At 60.6% G+C, this 20,520-nt stretch carries 11 protein-coding genes; 2 read left to right on the top strand and 9 right to left on the bottom strand.

The features are described 5' to 3' along the window. Nucleotides 1-4,811 (bottom strand): filamentous hemagglutinin N-terminal domain-containing protein (locus KUL77_RS07515; RefSeq protein WP_297145217.1); only part of this gene is annotated, 4,811 nt, incomplete at its 3' end. Nucleotides 4,812-4,994: 183 nt separating this feature from the next. Between KUL77_RS07515 and KUL77_RS07510 the strand changes: the two genes are divergently transcribed. Both KUL77_RS07510 and KUL77_RS07505 read left to right on the top strand, forming a co-directional pair. Continuing rightward, nucleotides 4,995-5,759: a response regulator gene (locus KUL77_RS07510; protein ID WP_297145214.1), complete on the top strand. Its 765-nt coding sequence runs from the start codon at nt 4,995-4,997 to the stop codon at nt 5,757-5,759. Then, nucleotides 5,756-7,705: a 7TM-DISM domain-containing protein gene (locus tag KUL77_RS07505; RefSeq protein WP_297145211.1), complete on the top strand. Its 1,950-nt coding sequence runs from the start codon at nt 5,756-5,758 to the stop codon at nt 7,703-7,705. The genes KUL77_RS07510 and KUL77_RS07505 overlap by 4 nt, the downstream gene beginning before the upstream one ends. A 39-nt stretch (nt 7,706-7,744) precedes the next feature. Here the strand turns inward: KUL77_RS07505 and KUL77_RS07500 are convergent, their stop codons facing one another. The 8 genes from KUL77_RS07500 to KUL77_RS07465 form a co-directional block, all read right to left on the bottom strand. Then, on the bottom strand, nt 7,745-9,850 hold the full coding sequence (locus tag KUL77_RS07500) for a YadA-like family protein (protein WP_297145208.1): 2,106 nt from the start codon (nt 9,848-9,850) through the stop codon (nt 7,745-7,747). A gap of 129 nt (nt 9,851-9,979) precedes the next feature. After that, the gene (locus tag KUL77_RS07495) at nt 9,980-11,296 is read right to left on the bottom strand and encodes a nitrate/nitrite transporter (protein WP_297145206.1); all 1,317 of its coding nucleotides are present in this window, start codon (nt 11,294-11,296) and stop codon (nt 9,980-9,982) included. Nucleotides 11,297-11,355: 59 nt separating this feature from the next. Continuing rightward, entirely contained in the window at nt 11,356-12,261 is a 906-nt protein-coding gene (locus KUL77_RS07490) for a peptidylprolyl isomerase (RefSeq protein WP_297145203.1), read from the bottom strand. Between the two features lie 2 nt (nt 12,262-12,263). Further along, nucleotides 12,264-12,968 (bottom strand): respiratory nitrate reductase subunit gamma, encoded by a 705-nt coding sequence (gene narI / locus KUL77_RS07485; RefSeq protein ID WP_297145199.1) that lies wholly within the window; start codon nt 12,966-12,968, stop codon nt 12,264-12,266. After that, complete coding sequence (gene narJ / locus KUL77_RS07480; RefSeq protein ID WP_297145197.1) at nt 12,965-13,654, bottom strand: nitrate reductase molybdenum cofactor assembly chaperone; 690 nt, start codon at nt 13,652-13,654, stop codon at nt 12,965-12,967. The genes narI and narJ overlap by 4 nt, the downstream gene beginning before the upstream one ends. After that, nucleotides 13,651-15,195, bottom strand: a complete 1,545-nt coding sequence (narH, locus tag KUL77_RS07475) for a nitrate reductase subunit beta (RefSeq protein ID WP_297145194.1) — start codon at nt 15,193-15,195, stop codon at nt 13,651-13,653. The genes narJ and narH overlap by 4 nt, the downstream gene beginning before the upstream one ends. Then, nucleotides 15,195-18,938 carry a nitrate reductase subunit alpha gene (locus tag KUL77_RS07470; protein WP_297145192.1) on the bottom strand — a complete coding sequence of 1,248 codons (3,744 nt, stop codon included), beginning with the start codon at nt 18,936-18,938 and terminating at the stop codon, nt 15,195-15,197. The genes narH and KUL77_RS07470 overlap by 1 nt, the downstream gene beginning before the upstream one ends. A gap of 73 nt (nt 18,939-19,011) precedes the next feature. Continuing rightward, on the bottom strand, nt 19,012-20,421 hold the full coding sequence (locus tag KUL77_RS07465) for a NarK family nitrate/nitrite MFS transporter (protein WP_297145189.1): 1,410 nt from the start codon (nt 20,419-20,421) through the stop codon (nt 19,012-19,014). Between the last annotated feature and the right edge of the window lie 99 nt (nt 20,422-20,520).

The raw sequence follows: 20,520 nt of genomic DNA, 5'->3' as shown, positions 1-20,520 counted from the left end.
GTCACGCCATTGCCGCCCGTCCACGCAAGGCCGTCGTAGGTCTTGCTGGCGTCGTTGGCGGTGATGGTGAGTGACGCCGGGTTGATGGTGAGCGCGCCGGGGACGTAGGTCAGGGTGTAGTTGGCCGCGCTGCCACCGCTGACGGTATGGGCATAGGTGCCTGCATTGGTGCCGCTGCCGCCGGTTTCTACAAGACCAGTGATGACGCTGGCGTTTTCGCCGTTCACTAAACCTGCAACGCTGTAGCCGGTGATGGCTTGCAGCAGGCCGTTGTAGGTGAGGGTGCCGCTGTTGGCGGTAATGACCGCGCTGGCCTTGGCGATGTTCAGCGTGCCGTCTTGATAGGTGATGACGTAGTTGCCGCTGGAAAGGCCGCTGGCGATCAGGCTATAGCTGCCTGCGTTGACGGCATTTTGGCTGCTGCCGCCCCAAGTGAGCGTGCCGGACAACACGTTGGCATCTTCGCCGTTGACGAAGCCGCTGTAGGTGACGCCGTTGCCGCCCGTCCACGCGAGGCCGTCGTAGATCTTGCTGGCATCGTTGGCGGTGATGGTGAGCGCTGCGGGGTTGATGGTCAGGCTGGTGGTGGGGCTGTAGGTGATCTCGTAGCCGAGTTGGCCGGAATACAGGCCGCCGCTGACGTTCAGCCCGCTGCTGGTGGTGTAGGTGCCGGCGTTGGCGCTGTTGGTGGCATAGCTCAGGCTGCCGAGGATCAGGCTGGCGTCCACCGGGATGCTGGTGGTGTAGCTGCCCACGGTGCCGCTGGCGATCTGGCCGTCGTAGGTCTTGTTGGCGCCGGACAAGTCGGCGTTGACGGTCACTTGTTGCAGGAAGGCGCGGAGCAGCGGGTAGGTCTGGCCTTCGTAGAGGAAATAGATGTTGTTTGAATATAAAAGTTGGGAATAGTCGTTGCCAGCAGCATTGGCGGCGGTGACGATGGAATAGCCAACAAGGCCGCCCTGACCATTATTGAAGCCACTGACGGCGTAAGGCTCGACGGTCATCATCTGCGCCGTGGTCGCGCCAACGGTATGGCCACTGGCCAGATACTGTGTGCCCGACGGTGCGGTGATAAAGAACGACCCCCAGGCGTTGTCGCCTACCGCAAAATCGGTGCCGGTGGTTTCGATGTTCCACACGCCATTATCGAAGATGAATATGTTGGCACTGAGCGCGGTATTGTTGCCGCCGATCAGCCCGCCCAGCTTGGCGTTGCTGTCCGTGGCGGTCAGCAGGCCGCTGGCCGAGTAGGAGTTCGTGACGTGTACCCAACCACTGCTGCCAATCAGGCCGCCGACATTATCCTGACCCGTCACCGTGCCGCCTTGGGTATAGACGCTCCATAGCGATGCTTGCTGGCTGCTGCTGCCGCCGTCCGAGACACGGCCAATCAACCCGCCGACATTTTTAGCGCCCACCACGTTGCCGGTGGCAAAAGCGTTGTGTACTCCCAGCAAGCCCTGCGTCAAGCCAAACAGGCCGCCTACATCGTTGCCTGTGCCAGTCACATTGCCGCTGGCATAGACATTCAGATAGGAATCTTTGGTGTTGGGGTCTTGCTGGTTGTTCCAATAAGTGGCAATGCTGCCGTAGCCCACCAGCCCACCCAGCACGGTGCCGCCGCTGACGTCGCCGGTGGCGTAGCTGTTGGCGATGCGGGCGAAGTTGCGCCCCACCAGCCCGCCGCCGTAGCCGAAGGTGGCGCTCACGTCGCCGGTGGCATACGAATTGGAAATCTGCTGGATCTTGTTGGCATCTGAGCTGACGGACATTTGTCCGACCAAACCGCCCACCCGGTTGTGGCCGGTGACGGTGGCGCTGGAATGGCTGTTGGCGATGGTGCCGCTCATGCCGCCCACCAAGCCGCCGATGGCGCCTTGGGTCTGGCTGGTGCTGGTGGAAGTGACGGTGCCGGACGACCAGGCGTTGTCGATGGCGACGGCATCGGTATTGCCGCCTTGCCCCAGCAGGGTGCCGACGAAGGCGCGGCCAGTGATGTTGGCGTTGCTCAAGCCGACGTTGGCGAAGAATGCGCCATCGCCCGCATAGCCGAACAGGCCCACGTTGTCCTGCGCGCCCCGGTCGATGGTGAGACCGTCGATGACGTGGCCCTGGCCGTCGAAACTGCCGGTGAACTTGGCGGCGGCGGTGCCGATGGGCGAGAAGCTGCCGCCGTACCACACGTCGCCCGCCGCGCCGTTGGTGGCGCTGGCGTCGATGTCGTTCGCCAGCGTGTAGTCGGCGGACAGGTCCAGCGCCATTAGCTGCAGCTGATGGGCGTTGCGGATGTAAGACGACCATTCCGAGGCCAGCAGCGGCATCGCGCCATCGACCAGCACCCAACCGTTCTGGCTGGCCGTGGCGGTGAAATTGAAGCCTGTCCAGTTGGCGGCATCGCGCATTTGCGCGGTGGTGAGGCCGGTGACGCTGGCGCTGTCCATGATGTGACCTGTGCTATTGATGCCAACGCCGACTGAACCCGCCGCGTCGGTGTTCCAGTGCGAGTTTCTGATTTCAGTGCCGCTGTTGATTGCGTAGTACTCGCCCACCAGCGCACCCAAGGCATAGATGTTTCGGCTGGGATCAATCGCGCCGATACTGCCGGCAAAATAGCTGTTGTCCATCGTGCCGCGGAAACGCGCTCCCGCCAGCCCGCCGACATAGTTACTGCCGCGCACGTCTGCCGTGGAATAGCTGTTGGTGATGGACAATCCACCGAGACCAATCAGGCCGCCCGCGATGCCGCCCAAGGTTTGACTGCCCGCAGGGATGTCGGTGGCTGTTACCGTACCGGCACTCCACACATGATCCAGCAAGGCCGCGCCACGCGGCACGAAGTCAAAGCCAATCAGTCCGCCTGCATGGCCGGCACCCGTGACGGAGCCGGTGACATAGCTGTTGGAGATGCTGGTGCTGCTGTAGGACGCGCCCACAAAACCGCCCGCCGCGCTGCTGGGGCCGCCTGTAATAGAGACATTGGTCAGGCCGGTGTTGGCGATACGCGCATTGGTGGCGTAGCCGAACATGCCGACGTATTTGTAGGTAGTGGGAAGCGTCGGATTGTTGATGGTCAGGCCGTCGATGACATGGCCGAGGCCATCGAGGGTGCCGGTGAAGCCGTTGCCGGAACTGTCATCTGGACGAAAACCCACGGGCGTGAAACCCGCGCCCGCGTTCCACGTTGCCGTGCTGCTGGCATCAATGTCCGCGCCGAGCACATAGTTGCCGCCCAGATTGCCGCTCATGCCCTGCAAATCCGTGCCGGTGCTGCTGCCCGCCGCGCCCAGGCTGGTGATGATCGTCCAGTTGGTGATGCCGCCCGCGCTGCCGGACTGGGTGCGGAAGCTGCCGGTGCTGGCGAGGTTCACCGGTGCATAGATGTTGTAGCTGCCACCGGCATCGGCCTGGCCGTATCGGAAGAACAACCCCGCCGTGCCGCTGGCGTTCATCGTGCTGAAGACGTTGATGTCGCGCTGCGCATTGAGGGTGAGGGTGTTCTGGCTCCAGCTCACCGTGTCCTTGATGTTCACGTCGCCATTCACGCCGCCTGCGCCGGCGGTGCTCTGGATTTCCACGTCGCCATTGGCAAGCGCGTTGGTCAGGGCCGCGCCGGTCATGTCGCCGCCGCTCTTGGCGACGGTGAAATCGGTGGGGTCGATCAGCCATGTGCCGCTTTGGCCGGTGGCGGCCTTGGTGGTGATGAGGGCGTTGTCGGCCACGTTGACGTGGGCGGCGCTGGTTTCGATGAAGCCACCGTTGCCGCCATCGGGCGCGCTGGCGTCCAGCGTGCCGGCGATGTTGGCGCTGCCGCTGTCCATGTCGCCGACCAGCAGGATACGGCCGTCGCGGTTTTCCACGGTGCGGGCGCGGATCACGCCGGTGTTGTTGACGGCGGTGTCGAGCAGGGCGTCCTTGGCGCGCGCGGTCATCAGCACGGTGCCGCCGTCGGCCTGGATCAGGCCACGGTTGTCGGCCAGCGCGTGCAGTGCGCCTTCGTCCACCTGCACGTTGAGCAGTTGGTCGCCATCGAAATCCAGCGTGACCTTGTTGCCCGCCGCCAGCGCCACCGTGCCCATGCGCGCGGCAATGGTGCCTTCGTTGCGCACGGTTTCGCCCAGCAGGGCGGCGTAGCCCGCGTTCACGCTGCCTTGGTTGACCACGCTGCCGCCGCTGCCGCTGAAGCGGTAGTTGCCCGCGATGAAATCATCATCACTCAACCCCAGCGTGGAGGCCACCAGCCCGCCCACGTTGACCTGCGCGCTGCTGCCAAACAGCACGCCGTTGGGGTTGAGCAGCCACACCTGGCCATTGCCGGTGAGTTTGCCGAAGATGTTGCTGGTGCTGCTGCCCAGCACGCGGTTCAGGGCGATGGCGTTGGCATTGGGTTGCAGGAAATTGACGCTGGCACCGCTGCCGATGTCGAAGGTTTGCCAGTTGATGGCAAGATATTGCGACTGCTGTTGCACCGTCATGGCGCTGCCGCTGGTGCTAATGCTGCCATTGCCTACGCTGATGCTGCCGCCGGTGGGCAGGGTGTTGACGGGGATGACGGGGATGACGGGCGGCGGCGGTGCGGGTGTGGTGCTGCCGCCGCCTGCGCTGGTGCCGTCTTGCGTGGGCAGGGCGATGGCTGCCGATGCGCTGGTGCTGATAAGGGCACCGGGCAATAGCATGGCCAGCAGCAGCCCGTTCAGGCGGTGGGGGCTGCGCGCGCGGCTGCGTTTGCCTTGGCCGTGGCCTTTTGCAATTTCTGCCACCACCTGCCAAACACCCAGCGCGGAATTGAAGACGATGCGGTATGCGCGATTCATAAAAAATCCCTGTTAATGTGTGACGCAGCGCAAAGCCCCGGTTTTTAACGTCACGAATGCGAGCCTGCACATTGCCAGTGCGAGCGAAAATGCAGGTAATCCATTTGTTTCGGGTGCTTGTCTAAACGTCCAGAACCCCGCAAGGCGCATACACTTTCTGCTTTCCTCTACCTTTATTGCCTTATGCCAGCCTTTCCCCAAGTTGCCGTGGTTGAAGACAGCCCAGAACTTTTGGCCGATCTTGTGGAATTTCTGCAGCTGCGCGGCTTTACCGCCAGCGGGTTTGAAAGCGCGGAAGCGTTTTTGGCAAGTACGCCTGAAAGCTCTTTCGACCTGATGCTGCTAGACGTGGCGCTGCCCGGCATGAGTGGGCTTGAAGTTGCGCGGCAGCTGCGCGTGCAGGGGCTGCCCATTGGTATCGTGATGCTGACGGCGCTAGACGCGAATGACGAGCAGGTAAAAGGGTTCAACGCGGGCGCGGATATTTATCTTTCCAAACGCAGTACGCTGGAAGTGATTGAGGCCAGCTGCCGCAGCCTGTTGCGGCGCTTAGGCAAGGGTGGTGGCGATGCAGCGCCGCCTGCCGTACCTGCCGAGGCGCCAAACGCCGACGCGCAGCTCTTTGCCGATGCGTGCAGCTATATTGATAGCCAGCTCGACAACCCACGGCTTACAGTGGAAGGCGTTGCGCATGCGTTGCAGTGTTCGCGCACTCGGTTGTATCAAGTGTTTGCCGAGCGCGATCTCTCCGTGGCCAGCTACGCGCGTGACCAGCGGCTGGCGCGCAGCCGGGTTTTGCTGCGTGATTTACGCTTGGACATTGGCGATATCGCGCTGCACTGCGGTTATGGGGATTTACCTGCATTTAGCAAAGCCTTCAAACGCTGCTTTGGTGTGGCACCCGGCGAATGGCGGGCAGCGCAAACTGAAATTGCAAAGACGTTATGAACCTGCCGCGCCTGTTCTGTCGCATTAGCCTTGTTTGGCTTGTGTTTGCGCTGCTTCCTGCGATTGCTTCCAATCCGTCTTTGCGGTTCAGTGCGCAAACGCCGCAGGTTTCGTTGGATGGGCGTTTAACGCACTATGCCGATGCAAGCGGCGACCTCGCTTTTGCCGCAGTGTCACAGCCGGATTTTGTGCAGCAGCATTTCAAGCCATTGCGCGGCACACGCAGCCTTGGCTATGACACCCAAGCGCACTGGTTTCGCGGGCAGCTTGACCCCGAGTTAAACGCGCCGCAGCGGGTGGTGTTGAGTATTGGCACCCCCGAACTGGAAAACGTGGATGTTTGGGTGCAGCAGCCCAACGGGCGCTACCAACACTACGCGCTTGGCTATTACCGGCCCTATCAAGACCGCCCTATCCGCACGCGACTGTTTGCGTTGGCTACCGATATTTTCCCCGGCATGCAGCTGTATTTTCGCGTGCGCACCACCAATGCGATCAATGTGCATGCCACGCTATGGCAGGTAAATGCTTATACCGCAAATGAAACACGTAGCAATTTTTATCGCGGTGGGTACTTCGGTATTTTGCTGATTGTCGTGGCGTTTTACCTCATTCTTGGCGCACGCCTGCGCGATGGGGTAATGCTGAGCTACGCCGGTTACGTGGCATCGCAGCTACTCTTTCACCTTGGCACGAATGGTTATCTTCCGGTGTTGTTGGAAGAAGACACGCAATGGTTTACCGACGCGCTTCCGCGCATTGGCTGGCTGGGCGGCTCTGTTTGCATCGTGTTGATGTGGGATGGGCTGCTGGGGTTAAAACCGCGCCACCCTCGGGCGCATCGTTTGTTTCTTTCGATTGCTTTATTCAATTTGGCATTCTTGCCGTTTGCGCTGATGCCGTGGCTGGTGGGGGCGGAACTGCTGTACGCGGTTAAATTGGCGAATGCGCTTAATGCTGTTGTGTTTCTTGTCAGTATGAGCTTGCTCTGGCTGCAATGGCGAAGCAGCCGTCGCAGCGAGTTAATGGTGTATTTCGTTGCGTTCATCATTCCCATGCTGGGCACGGCGATCAATTCCGGTACGAATTTAGGCTGGCTGCCGTGGAATATAGTGACGGCCAATTTTTATCAGCTCACCACTTTGGTGCACGTGCTTGTGATGAGCTACGGCCTTGCGCTGCGCTTGCAACAGCTGCAGCGCGACAAGGCAGACGCCATGCAGCAGGCCGCAATGGCCACCAGCCGCGCAGAGGAGCAGCGTCGCTTCGTGGCGATGCTGTCGCACGAGTTTGGCAACCCATTGGCGGCGATTGATCGCTCCGTGCAGATGCTACAGATCAAGCTTCCCGATCTTGCGCCCGCAGAAACGCAGCGCTTGGCGCAAATTCGCAAAAACGCGGACACGTTGGCGGGGTTTGTGGATCACTTTTTGATGACAGAAGCGTTAGACCACGGCGCACTGCTCATCAACCGCGCGCCTTGCGTGATTCGTGACACACTGGAAAATGCGGTGCGTGCGCAGGGTGTGGAAGGGTTGGCGCGGCTTCGTATTCTGGCGTGCGCAGAGGGGCGTTTTTCGTTCGATTCCACCTTGATCGACGCGGCGCTTGGCAATCTTTTAGCCAATGCACTGCGCTATTCACCGCCTGATTCCACGGTTGAACTGCGCGCCCAACGCGATTTCGATGGCTTGCGCATCGCAGTGCGCGACCACGGCCCGGGGCTGCCGCCCGAGGACATCGAAAAACTTGGCACTCCGTATTTTCGCGCCACCACATCGCTAGGCAAAAAAGGCAGCGGTTTGGGGTATCACTTCACTCGCCGAATTGTGGCCGCACACGGCGGCACGCTGCGCGCTTATTCACCCGCTGAAGGCGGGCTGGTGGTGGAGATGGTTTTGCCGGCCCCTCACCCCAACCCCTCTCCCGACGGGAGAGGGGTTTGATGCGCCACGCCGTTTGAAGTTGCGCAGGCTGCGCTGGGGTTACCAGCTAAAACCGGCACCTGCCGAGACGCTGCTGTCGCTGCCGGAGATTGCGCTGCCAATGGACACGCTGGCGTTGGGGGCCACCAGCCGCTGGTAGCTGATGGCTACGGCGGTGCGCCCGTTTTGTGCGCCTGCGCCAATGCCCACGCGGTTGCGGCCCGGCAAGCCCGCCGTGTTGAGTGCGGCGGCGCTCATGGCCCCGCTCATGGCCCCAATTTGGTCGATACGGCGGTCCATATTGACCATGCGGCGGTCCATTTGGTCCAAGCGGTTTTGGGTTTGCTGCTGAAATTGGGTGAAGCTGTCGTTCCATGCGGCAAATTTGCTATCGGTATAGGCATTGGCCGATTGCAGGGTTTGCGTGGTTTTGGTGTCGGTATAGGTTTTCGATTCGGTCAAGGTGGCGGCGTCGCCCGCGTCGGCGTGGGTGTTAGCTGCGGTAAGCGTGGCGGCATCACCAGCGTCTGCATATGCGTTGGCTGCGGCAAGTGTTGCGGCATCGCCTGCATCCATCTGGCCTTTGTTGACCGCATCCTGTGCATCGACACCGTCGGCCACGTTTTTCACTTGGGTGCCGTTGGCGCCATCTAGCGTGGCGGTGGCATGGCTGGCGTCATCGTATTGGACACCATTGCTATTGTTGGTCATCCAGCTATCGATAGCAGCAAGGGCCGCACCCACATTGTTATAGCTTGTGCCCTGAATCATGTACGAAGGCGGAGTGAAGATGCCGCCAGCCCAAGCAGCTCCGCCTCCAAATGCCGCAGCAAATGGCGACAAATCTACGGCTGCGCCCGCAACAACAGCTCTGAGCTGGCGCAGATTGACCGCGTCAGTATCTTCAGTGCCATCGGCAAGGTGAATAATTTGGTGCTCGCCACCGCTTTGGCCTACCGAGATAGCGTAGTCGCGGTCTGCCACGGCCATATAGCCAATCGCGGTGCTACCTATGTTGGCAGCGACTGAGCTATTGCCGAACACGCTGGCATTGGTGGCCGCCGTCAGAATTTGGTTGTTGAACCCAAAGGCGCTGCTGCCGGTGGCTCTGGCGTAGTTCAAACGCCCCACCGCACTGCTGCCGTTGCCGATGGCGTTGTTATTGGTACCGATAGCTGCACTTGCAGAGTTGCTGGCGGTGTTGCCCATGCCCATGGCTGTGCCAAACTCGCCGCTGGCAACGTTGCTGTTGCCCATGGCAACGGCATTGTTGCCGGTGGCTTGGTTCCAAACGCCTACGGCGGTGCTGCCTGTGCCGGTGGCTTGTACGCCTGCGCCTACCGCCACGCTGCTTTTGCCGGAGGCCAGCGCAGTTTCGCTGCTGGCATCGGCACCGTCGTCGCCGTCTGTATCTACATCTACACTTACGGTTCCATCGCCGTCGCGGTCATACCATGTGCCTACGGCAAGGCTGTTTTCGCCCAAGGCCTGGCCCATGTAGCCCAAGGCGCTGCTGTTCAGGCCGGTGGCTTTGTTGGTATAGCCTACGGCGGTGCTGTTGTTGCCTTTGGCAATGTTCATATAGCCCATGCCGCTGGCGTTTGCGCCTTCTACCGTGTTGAGGTAGCCAAAGGCGTTGCCGCCAGCCGCAAAGGTCGAGTTGAGGTAGCCAAACACGCTGCTATTGGCGGCAAAGATAGTGTTGGCATAGCCCATGGCTGAGCTATTGTTGGCACCAACGTTGATTGCATTGCCATAGCCGATGGCGCTGGCGTAGTCGCTGTTGGCGATATTCGAGCCGCCAATGGCGTTGCTGTAATTGCCACGCGCCCAGTTGGCGCTGCCGAAGGCGTTGCTGTAGTCGCCAAAGGCGCGGCTGACGTAGCCGAAGGCGCTGCTGTAGTTGCCGCTGGCGTTATTGAAGTAGCCATAGGCGCTGGAGGTGGCGTGGCAGGTGGTGTTGTTGTCGGTGACGGGGTTGACCGGTAGCGAGGTTGTGACCGATTCGATACCGGCATTGGTGTTACCTGCCGTAATGACCCAGCTGCTGCCGTTCCAGACGTAGCAGCCTTCATCGGCAAAGGCGGGGCTAGAGAGCGCGCCGAGTAAGGCAAGGGTGAGCAGCTGGCGTTGAAACGAACGAGAGCGGAGAGATTGGCTTGGCATAGAGGGTGTGCGCTAGGTGAGATGCTGCGATTCTCACTGGCCCTTGGGCTTGGCCGGTAATCCATGTGTTCCATACCGTTATCCAAACGTCCAAAAGCGCCGCCGCATTGAACGGCGGCGCTTGAAGGGTTAACGATCTCTTTGCTGCGCGTCGATAATCTCCGGCAGGTCGGTTTCACGGCTGATCTGCGGGAAGTGGCGGCGCTCCATGCGGCGAATGGCGAAGTGCATCCACGCCAGCGCCGAAGCGACGACCACAAACAGCAGCATGAAACAGCTGGTCCAGATGCCGGTGAGGTCGTTGAGTGCGCCGAAGGCGATTGGAAGCAGGAAGCCGCCAAGGCCGCCGATCATGCCCACCACGCCGCCCACCGCGCCCACGTACTGCGGGTAGTACACCGGAATGTGCTTATATACTGCGGCCTTGCCGAGGCTCATAAAGAAGCCGAGCACAAATACCAAGAGGGTGAACGGCACCACGCCAATGGCTAAGCGGAAGGTGATATCGCCATTGATGCCTTTTACGATGTACTGCGTATCTGGGTAGGCCAGCAAGAAGCAGCAAATCACCGACACGCCGAAGGTCCAGTACATCACCTTGCGTGCGCCCAGCTTGTCGGACATCCAGCCGCCCACCACACGGAACAAGCTGGCAGGGATGGAGTACGCTGCCGCCAACATACCGGCGTGCGCCACGTCCATGCCGTAGGCACCGATGAGATAACGCGGCAGCCACAGCGCCAGCGCCACGAAGCCGCCGAACACGAAGAAGTAATACAGGGCGAAGCGCCACACCTGCAGATTTTTGAGCGGTGCCATCTGTTGGCTAAACGGCATGGGCTTTACGCCGGATTTGCGGCGTTCTTCCAATGATGGATCATCTTGGGTGGACAGGAAATACACGATGGCGACAACCGCGAGGGCCACCGCCCAGACCTTGGCCACCATCGTCCAGCCTGCAGCTACCATCACCATGGGTGCAAGAATTTTGGTAACGGCCGAGCCAATATTGCCCGCGCCAAAAATACCCAGTGCGGTGCCCTGTTTTTCTGCTGGGAACCACTTGGACACATAGGCCACGCCCACCGAGAACGAGCTACCAGCAATGCCTACACCGAGCGCGGCCAGCAAAAATTGCGGATAGGTGCTGGCGTGGGTGAGCATCCAGGTGGCGGCCGCGCCTGCCAGCATCACGCCGGTGAACACTTTGCGCCCGCCTATTTGGTCTGCCCAGACGCCCAAAAAAATACGCAGCAGCGAACCACTGAGTACCGGGGTGGCGATAAGTAAGCCGAACTGGGTTTCGTTGAGCGAGAGTTGCTGCTTGATCTGAATGCCGATGATCGAAAAGATCATCCAGATGGCAAAGCAGGTGGTGAAAGCGAAGGTGCTAAGCCATAGTGCGCGCTGCTGGCGGGCGGGGCTGATGCTTGAAAAGTCCTGCATGGGACGTGCTTCCGGTCTTGGTTGAGAACCTTTGGCCGGTGGCACGTCCCAAGCTTGGGTTATGCCGCTTCGGCCTCAATCGCGTCCAGCCCGCGCACTTCGTAGCGGTTCTGCAAGCCTTGCAGATACTGCTGAAGTTCGCGTTGCCGAACCTGCAGTTCAAGATAATCAGAAATGCGGTTTTGAACTTGATTAAACGCAAGTTTTTCGCCGGTTTCTAACGCGTCAATACACACGACGTGATAACCCCAGCGCGATTCCACCGGGAACGCGGCCAAGCCTTCGCGCAGGCGGAACACCTGCCGATCAAATTCGGGCGTGGTTTGCCCGCGTTCAAGCCAACCGAGCTCGCCGCCGTCGGTTTTAGACGGGCAATCGGAATGACGCAAAGCGAAGTCGGTAAACAGATGCGGCTGCGTTTTCAACTCGGCGATGAGCTTTTCTGCCTGTTCGCGCGCGCTGAAGCGGCCGTTAACGTCATCGGCGGCGGCACCGAACAAAATATGCCGCACCTTGATGCGGTCCGGGGCGTGGAAACGCTCCGGGTTTTGTTCGAAATAGCGCTGGCAGTCCTCAATGGTTGGCGTGCGGTTTTCTACCTCACGCTCCAGCAGCAGGCGGATGCAGGCTTCTTCCATCGCCTCGCCGCTGCTCTCGCCGATTTCAGATTCTAGGCCAAGGCGCTTGATTTCTCGCTGCAGTAGTTCACGCACCACCAGTGCGCGTGCCGCATCGGCGCGCGACTGTTCTGGTTTCATGGCGCGATGGAACTGCATCTCGCGGGCGATCTCGGCTTCACTAATGGCCGTGTCACCAACAAACAGAAACGCGGGGGCAGGGCGGCCCAGTGAGCGTGGGCCTTCACCGTCTGCATCGTGTTGATGATCGTGCGCTTCTTCAGCCACGGTCTTGCCGCTGTCGATGACGGTGATGGGCAGCTCGCGTAGGCGTTTTTGGCTGGCCATGATTACGCCCTCGGCCCGTAGCGCAGCGGAGGCGAACGCCGACGCACCACCTGATACGGACGCCAGATATAGCTTAGCGGGATGCTCCATACATGCACCAAGCGGGTGAACGGCGCCAGCAGGAACAGGGTTAGGCCAAGGAAAATATGCGCCTTGTACACCCAGTTCACGCCCACAACGAGGTCTGCCGCGCCGCCACGGAAGGTAACGATGCGCTGCGCCCATTCGGCCAGTGCCATCATCACACCGCCGTCCATGTGGTGGGTGGAAGCGATGATGGTGTACAGGCCCAGCAACAGCTGCAGGAACAGCAGCAGCAGGATCACCGTGTCACTGGTGGTGCCGGTGGCCTTCACACGCGGGTTGGTGAGGCGGCGCACGGTCAAGATGGTGATGCCCACCAAGCAAACCAAGCCGAACACGCCACCCGCGACCATCGCCAGCAGCTGCTTCTGCGGTGCGGTGATGAAGGGTTCGTACAGTGCGTGCGGGGTTAGCAGGCCGACCAAATGCCCACCCAAGATGGCAAGGATGCCGAGGTGGAACATATTGCTACCAACGCGCATGCCCTTGTCAGACAAGAGCTGGCTGGAGCCGGTGCGCCAGGTGTACATCGAACGGTCAAAGCGCGCCCAGCTGCCGATGAAAAACACGGCAAGCGCGATATAAGGGTAGAACTGGAATGCAAACGTATTGAGATAATTCATGGCTGCACCTGTTGGGTTGCGGCAGAGGTAGCGCGGGCAAACGTACGGGTTGGGGGCGTGCAATCTTCGCCGGGGGCTTCGTTACCAAAGCGCACCGCTTCTTCTTCCCACAGCTTGTCCATCATTTCGGGCGTGTCGTCGCGCGGTTCTTCGCTGGCGCGTTTGCGCAGAGCGCTCAGGTCGAGTTTGCCGTCGGCAAATTCCACCAAAATTTCCAGCAGCAGCGCGTACGGGCTTTCGCGTTCGCCAGCGCGTGCGGCCAGCAAGCCGATGATGTGGCTGACGTGCTGTAGCCAGTCGCGGGCTTCTTCCTGCGGGCGCAGGCTAAGGTATTCCAGCAGCAGCGGCAGATAATCCGGCAGTTCTTTGGCAGAAAGCTCGTAGCCATTCTTGCGATAGGCTTCGATCAGATCGACCATGGCTTGACCGCGATCGCGTGATTCACCGTGAATGTGTTCAAACAGCAGCAGGCTCATCGAGCGGCCACGGTCAAACAGCAGCAGCCAGCGTTCCTGCGCGTCAAGCGGATCTGTTTCCAGCAGCGCTTGCGTGAAGTTTGCCAGCTGCGCGCGGCGCGCGGCGGGCAGGCCGGTGGCGTTGACGGCTGCCAGCACTTCGTCGCCGTGCTGCCATAGGTCGTCCTGTGGGTAGTCCAACAGCACGCCGATCAGTTTGAGTAGGCTCATTCGATCACCTCAAACTTTTCCTGCCGGTTGGGATGCACGGTGTAGCGCGTGGTCTTGCGTTCGCCGAACAGGTCGGCCGGGGAGTCGCCGCTGCAGCCGTTGCCGAAGGTGAAGCCGCAACCGCCGCGCTCACCGAAGGTGTCGTTGGCGTATTCGCGGTGCGCGCTGGGAATGACGAAGCGGTCTTCGTAATTGGCAATCGCGAGGTAGCGGTACATGTCTTCGGCCTGCGCGGCGGTGAGGCCCGCCTGCTTGAGCACGGCCAAATCTTCTACGCCGTCCACGTTTTTGGCGCGGCGCCAAGCGCGCATCGCCATCAGGCGTTCCAGTGCACGAATCACTGGGCCTTCATCACCCGCGGTGAGCATATTGGCCAGATAACGCACGGGGATGCGCAGCGAGCCGACGTCCGGCAGTTCGCCGTTCATACCCACGCGGCCACGCTCTGCGGCGGACTGGATCGGCGACAACGGCGGCACGTACCACACCATCGGCAGGGTGCGGTATTCCGGATGCAGCGGCAGCGCCAGCTTCCAGTCGATGGCGAGCTTGTAGGTCGGCGAGTTCACCGCCGCTTCCAGCCAGCTATCTGGGATGCCTTCCTTGCGCGCCGCTTCAATAACCTTGGGATCGTTGGGGTCGAGGAAGATGTCCAAGTGCGCTTGGTACAGGTCCTTCTCGGCCGGCACCGAGGCCGCTTCTTGGATGCGGTCGGCGTCATACAGCAGCACGCCGAGGTAGCGGATACGGCCCACGCAAGTTTCCGAGCACACGGTGGGCTCGCCCATCTCGATGCGCGGGTAGCAGAAGATGCACTTCTCGGATTTGCCCGACTTCCAGTTGTAATAGATCTTCTTGTACGGGCAGGCCGACACGCACATGCGCCAGCCGCGGCACTTGTCCTGATCAATCAGCACGATGCCATCTTCCTCGCGCTTATAGATCGCGCCGGACGGGCAGGCCGATACGCACGCCGGGTTGAGGCAGTGCTCGCACAGGCGCGGCAGGTACATCATGAAGGTCTTCTCGAACGCGCCGTAGATTTCCTTCTGCACGCCGTCGAAGTTCTTGTCCTTGGCGCGCTTGGCAAACTCGGTGCCGAGAATTTCTTCCCAGTTCGGGCCCCAATGGATCTTCTGCATGCGCTCGCCGGAGATCAGCGAACGCGGGCGCGCGGTGGGCTGGTGCTTGCTGTCTGGCGCTTCATGTAGGTGCTGGTAGTCGAAATCGAACGGCTCGTAGTAGTCGTCGATCTGCGGCAGATCTGGGTTGGCGAAGATCTTGGACAGCATGCGGAAGCGGCCACCGGCCTTGGGCACCAGCTTGCCAGCCTTGGTGCGCACCCAGCCGCCGTTCCACTTGTCTTGGTTTTCCCATTCCTTCGGGTAACCCACACCGGGCTTAGTTTCGACGTTGTTGAACCAGGCGTATTCCACACCTTCGCGGCTGGTCCAGACGTTTTTGCAGGTGATCGAGCAAGTGTGACAACCGATGCACTTGTCCAGATTCAACACCATCGCGATTTGTGCACGGACCTTCATCACACCACCTCCTGGGCGTTGGCCGGCACCGGCTCGCCATCCAACCAATCGACTTTATTCATCTTGCGTACGACCACGAATTCGTCACGGTTACTGCCCACCGTGCCGTAATAGTTGAACCCATAGGCGAACTGGGCATAGCCGCCGATCATGTGGGTGGGTTTGAGCACGACGCGCGTCACCGAGTTATGGATGCCGCCACGGGTGCCGGTGATTTCCGAACCCGGCACGTTGATGATGCGTTCCTGCGCGTGATACATCATCGCGATGCCGTTCATCATGCGCTGACTGACCACCGCACGCGCGGCGATCGCACCGTTGACGTTGAACAGTTCGATCCAGTCGTTGTCCTCGATCCCGGCGCTGCGTGCATCGTCTTCCGACAGCCACACGATCGGGCCGCCGCGTGACAACGTCTGCATGATCAGGTTGTCGGAGTACGTGCTGTGGATGCCCCACTTCTGGTGCGGGGTGATCCAGTTCAGCGCGATCTCTTTATTGCCGTTCGGCTTCTTGCCGATGATCGGGGCGATGGTCTTGGTGTCTACCGGTGGGCGGTACTGCATGAAGCCTTCACCGAAGGCGATCATCCACTCGTGATCCATGTAGAACTGCTGGCGGCCAGTGACGGTGCGCCATGGAATCATTTCATGCACATTGGTGTAGCCGGCGTTATAGCTGACGTGCTCGTCTTCCAAGCCCGACCATGTAGGCGAAGAAATAATCTTGCGCGGCTGCGCTTGGATGTCGCGGAAGCGAATGGCCTCGTGTTCCTTGCCCACCGCAAGATGGGTGTGGTCACGGCCGGTGAATTCACCCAGCGCTTCCCATGCCTTCACCGCCACATGGCCATTGGTTTCCGGGGCTAGGTGCAGCACGCACTCGGCAGCGTCGATGGCGGTTTGGATATTGGGGCGACCTTGGCTGACGCCTTCCTCGCGCACGCGGTGGTTGAGGTCACCAAGGAATTTCACTTCGTCCTGTGTATCCCAGTTGATGCCCTTGCCGCCGTTGCCCTGCTTGTCCAGCAGCGGGCCAAGCGAGGTGAACTTCTTGTACAGGTTCGGGTAGTCACGCTCGACCACGGCAATGGTGGGCATGGTTTGGCCCGGAATCGGGTCGCACTCACCCTTCTTCCAATCGGTGACGCCCAGCGGCATCGCCAGCTCGCCGGGGGTGTCGTGCAGAGTGGGCACCAACACCACGTCGGTTTCCACGCCGAGCACGCCGGGGGCGAGCGCGCTGACGGTCTTGGCAATCCCCTTGAAGATATCCCAGTCGCTGCGCGCTTCCCACGCCGGATCCACCGCTTTCGACAGCGGGTGGATGAACGGGTGCATGTCCGAGGTGTTGAGGTCGTTCTTTTCGTACCAAGTCGCGGTGGGCAGCACCACGTCGGAATACAGTGCGGTGGTGCACATGCGGAAGTCCAGCGTCACCAGCAGGTCAAGCTTGCCTTCCGGCGCTTCGTCGCGCCATACGATTTCTTCCGGCTTGATCGCGCCGCGTTCACCCAGATCCTTGCCCTGCACACCATGACGGGTGCCCAGCAAGTGGCGCAGCATGTACTCGTGGCCCTTACCGGAGCTGCCCAGCAGATTAGAGCGCCAGATGAACATATTGCGCGGGAAGTTTTCCGGCGCGTCTGGGTCGGCGTAGGCGAAGTCCAGCTGGCCGTTCTTCAGCCCGTTCACTACATACTCGGCCGGTGTGCTGCCTGCGGCCTGCGCGGCCTTAGCAATACTCAGCGGATTGGTATTGAGCTGCGGCGCGCTCGGTAGCCAACCCATGCGGATCGCCTGCAGGTTGAAGTCGGCTTGGCTGCCGGTGTACTTGCTGGCATCGGCCAGCGGCGACAGCAGCTCCTTCATCTCCAGCTTTTCATAACGCCACTGGTCGGACATGAAGTAGAAGAACGAAGTGCCGTTCATATGGCGCGGCGGCTTGCTCCAGTCCAGACCAAACGCGATCGGCTGCCAGCCGGTTTGCGGGCGCAGCTTTTCCTGACCCACGTAATGCGCCCAACCGCCGCCGGTCTGGCCGATGCAGCCGCACATCATCAACATATTGATGAGGCCGCGGTAGTTCATGTCGTTGTGGAACCAGTGGTTCATCGCCGCGCCCACAATAATCATGCTGCGGCCGCCGGTCTTGGCGGCAGTGCTGGCGAACTCGCGGGCGATCTCGATCACGTCATGGCGCGGCACGCCGGTGATCACTTCTTGCCAAGCGGGGGTGCCCGGCACGTTGTCGTCGAAACTGGTGGCGACATTGCCACCACCGAAGCCACGGTCGATGCCGTACTGCGCCAGCAATAGGTCGTACACGGTGGCCACCAGCCACTCTTTGCCATCGGCCAGCTGCATGCGCTTCACCGGAACATTGCGCTCCAAGATGTCTTCAAACTTCGAGGCCGTCCACATCTCGTGTTCGATACCGCCGAAGTAGGGGAAGCTCACGGCTTCAACCGCGTCGTGCTGATCTTTCAGTGACAGCTGCAGATGGGTCTCGCGCCCGCTGCTGTCTTTCTGTTCGATATTCCACTTGCCTTTTTCGCCCCAGCGGAAACCGATGGAACCGTTCGGCACCACCACGTTGCCGCTGGTTTCATCAATCGCCAGCGTCTTCCATTTGGGGTTGTTGGCTTCGCCCAGGCCGCCAAGGTCGGAGGCGCGCAGGAAACGCTCCGGCACCAGCCGGCCGTCGGCGCGCTTCTCAAGGCGCACCAACATCGGCATGTCGGTGGTCTTGCGGCAGTAATCAACAAAATACGGCGCCGGGTTATCGACGTGGAATTCTTTCAAGATCACATGGCCGAAGGCGAACGCCAGCGCGGCGTCGGTGCCCTGCTTCGGGTGCAGCCAGTGATCGGTGAGCTTGGCCACTTCCGAATAGTCCGGCGTGATGGCCACCGTCTTGGTGCCGTTGTAGCGCGCTTCGGTGAAGAAGTGCGCGTCGGGCGTACGCGTCTGCGGGACGTTGGAACCCCAAGCGATGATGTAGCGGCTGTTGTACCAGTCGGCCGATTCCGGCACGTCAGTCTGCTCGCCCCAGACCTGCGGGCTGGACGGCGGCAGATCGCAGTACCAGTCGTAGAACGACAGGCAGGCACCGCCCAGCAGCGACAGGTAGCGCGCGCCGGAGGCGTAGGAAATCATCGACATCGCCGGGATCGGCGAGAACCCGATCACGCGGTCGGGGCCGTGGGTCTTGACCGTGTACAGGTTGGCTGCGGCGATCAGTTCGTTGACTTCATCCCAGCGCACGCGGGCAAAACCACCCATACCACGACGGGTCTTGTATTCCTTGGTTTTGCTCTTGTCTTCAACGATGCTGGCCCAAGCGTCGACCGGCGATTTGCTCTTGCGCGCTTCGCGCCACATCTTCAGCAGCGCGCCGCGCACCAGCGGGTACTTCACCCGGTTGGCGCTGTACAGATACCACGAGTAGCTGGCACCACGGGGGCAGCCGCGCGGCTCGTGGTTGGGCAGGTCGGGGCGGGTGCGCGGATAGTCGGTTTGCTGCGTTTCCCAGGTCACCAAACCGTTTTTGACGTAGATCTTCCAGCTGCAGGAGCCGGTGCAGTTCACGCCGTGGGTGGAGCGCACGATCTTGTCGTACTGCCAGCGCGCGCGATAGGTGTTCTCCCACTCGCGGCTTTCGGTTTTGGTAACGCCGTGTCCGTCGGCAAACTCTTCTGGATTGCGATTGAAGAACTGCAGACGGTCAAGGAAATAACTCATGGGGACATCCTCTTGAGAAACGCGTATTAAATGGTGCGAAGCGGGCTGTGGAGCTGGCTTATCTTTCTATGTATCAGCACGGCGTTTCGGCGCCGCGACGGAAGTACCACCACCACGTCACCACCAAACAGGTGGCGTAAAAACCAACGAAGCCGTACAGCGCCATTTCTGGGCCGCCGGTCCAAGCGATCGATGAGCCGAAGCTCTTGGGAATAAAGAAGCCGCCGTAGGCGCCAATGGCCGAACTAAAGCCAATCACTGCGGCCGATTCGATGCCGGCCTGACGCGTGGAGGCGGCCTTGCCCTCGGCATTCTCGTTGGCCGACCAGCGCCCGTGCAGGGTGCGGAAGATCACCGGGATCATGCGGAAGGTGGAGGCATTACCGATGCCCGACAGTACAAACAGCACAAGGAAGCTGCCGAGGAAACCGTAAAAATTGCCGCCATTACCTGCGTGGTCGGGCAGGAAGTGCAGCACCCCAAACACACCGACGATCATCAATGCGAACACCCAGAAGGTCAGCAGTGCGCCGCCCAGCTTATCCGCCAGCCAGCCACCGGCCGAGCGCATCAGCGCGCCCACCAGCGGGCCAAGGAAGGCATACGTCATCGGGTTAACGTCGGGGAACTGGGTCTTGGTCAACATGGGCATGGCCGCCGAGAAGCCAATAAACGAGCCGAACGTGCCGATGTACAACCAGCACATCAGCCAATTGTGCTTGCGCTTGAAGATCACCGCTTGCTCAGCAAACGAAGAACGCGCCGCGGCGAGGTCATGCATGCCAAACCACGCTGCCACCGCCACAATCACAAGAAACGGCACCCACACAAACCCTGCGTTCTGCAGGAAAAATTCTTTGCCATCGGCACCCAGCTGCGGGCCGCCCACGGCTGCACCAAATAACCCAAAGGTGATGACCAGCGGAATGACAAACTGGGTAGCGGAGACGCCCAAATTGCCGAGGCCTGCGTTCATGCCCAGCGCAAAGCCCTGCTTGGCCTTGGGGTAGAAGAACGAGATATTGGACATCGACGACGAGAAATTGCCACCACCAAAGCCACACAAAATGGCGATCGCCACGAAGTGCCAATACGGTGTGGATACATCCTGCACGGCAATGCCCAGCCAAACTGCTGGGATAATCAGCGAGGCGGTGGCAATGGCTGTCCAGCGGCGGCCGCCGAACATGGGCACCACGAACGAATAAAAAATACGGAAGGTGGCACCCGATAGCGCAGGTAGCGCCGCCAGCCAGAACAGCTCATTGGTATCGAACTGAAAGCCCACTTGCGGCAGGCTGATGGCCACCGCCGAAAACATCTGCCAGATGGCAAATGCCAGCAGCAGCGCCGGGATAGAAATAGTAAGATTGCGGTTGGCGATCCGGTTGCCGGTATGCGCCCAAAAGGCCGCGTCTTCCGGGTGCCAATCGTGGATCAAGGAACCAATGTTGCGCGGCTTTTCTGCCATTTGAGCGCTCATGTAACTTGCCTGTACGGGGGGAACCTTCGTATTGGCGCGCCCAAGCGGGCTAAAACGCGGCAACACCATACGGCACAGAGTGCATGATTTTGCGGGAGT

It is taken from the genome of Thermomonas sp. (assembly GCF_019104945.1).
Lineage (GTDB): Bacteria > Pseudomonadota > Gammaproteobacteria > Xanthomonadales > Xanthomonadaceae > Thermomonas.
The sequence above is the reverse complement of the archived record's forward strand: the minus strand, read 5'-3'. Positions and strand labels throughout refer to the sequence as shown.

Coding starts and splice junctions, on each gene's coding strand:
- KUL77_RS07510 (WP_297145214.1), top strand. CDS start 4,995: ATGCCAGCCTTTCCCCAAGTTGCCGTGGTTGAAGACAGCCCAGAACTT.
- KUL77_RS07500 (WP_297145208.1), bottom strand. CDS start 9,850: ATGCCAAGCCAATCTCTCCGCTCTCGTTCGTTTCAACGCCAGCTGCTC.
- KUL77_RS07490 (WP_297145203.1), bottom strand. CDS start 12,261: ATGGCCAGCCAAAAACGCCTACGCGAGCTGCCCATCACCGTCATCGAC.
- narJ (WP_297145197.1), bottom strand. CDS start 13,654: ATGAGCCTACTCAAACTGATCGGCGTGCTGTTGGACTACCCACAGGAC.
- KUL77_RS07470 (WP_297145192.1), bottom strand. CDS start 18,938: ATGAGTTATTTCCTTGACCGTCTGCAGTTCTTCAATCGCAATCCAGAA.
- KUL77_RS07465 (WP_297145189.1), bottom strand. CDS start 20,421: ATGAGCGCTCAAATGGCAGAAAAGCCGCGCAACATTGGTTCCTTGATC.
- narH (WP_297145194.1), bottom strand. CDS start 15,195: ATGAAGGTCCGTGCACAAATCGCGATGGTGTTGAATCTGGACAAGTGC.
- narI (WP_297145199.1), bottom strand. CDS start 12,968: ATGAATTATCTCAATACGTTTGCATTCCAGTTCTACCCTTATATCGCG.
- KUL77_RS07505 (WP_297145211.1), top strand. CDS start 5,756: ATGAACCTGCCGCGCCTGTTCTGTCGCATTAGCCTTGTTTGGCTTGTG.
- KUL77_RS07495 (WP_297145206.1), bottom strand. CDS start 11,296: ATGCAGGACTTTTCAAGCATCAGCCCCGCCCGCCAGCAGCGCGCACTA.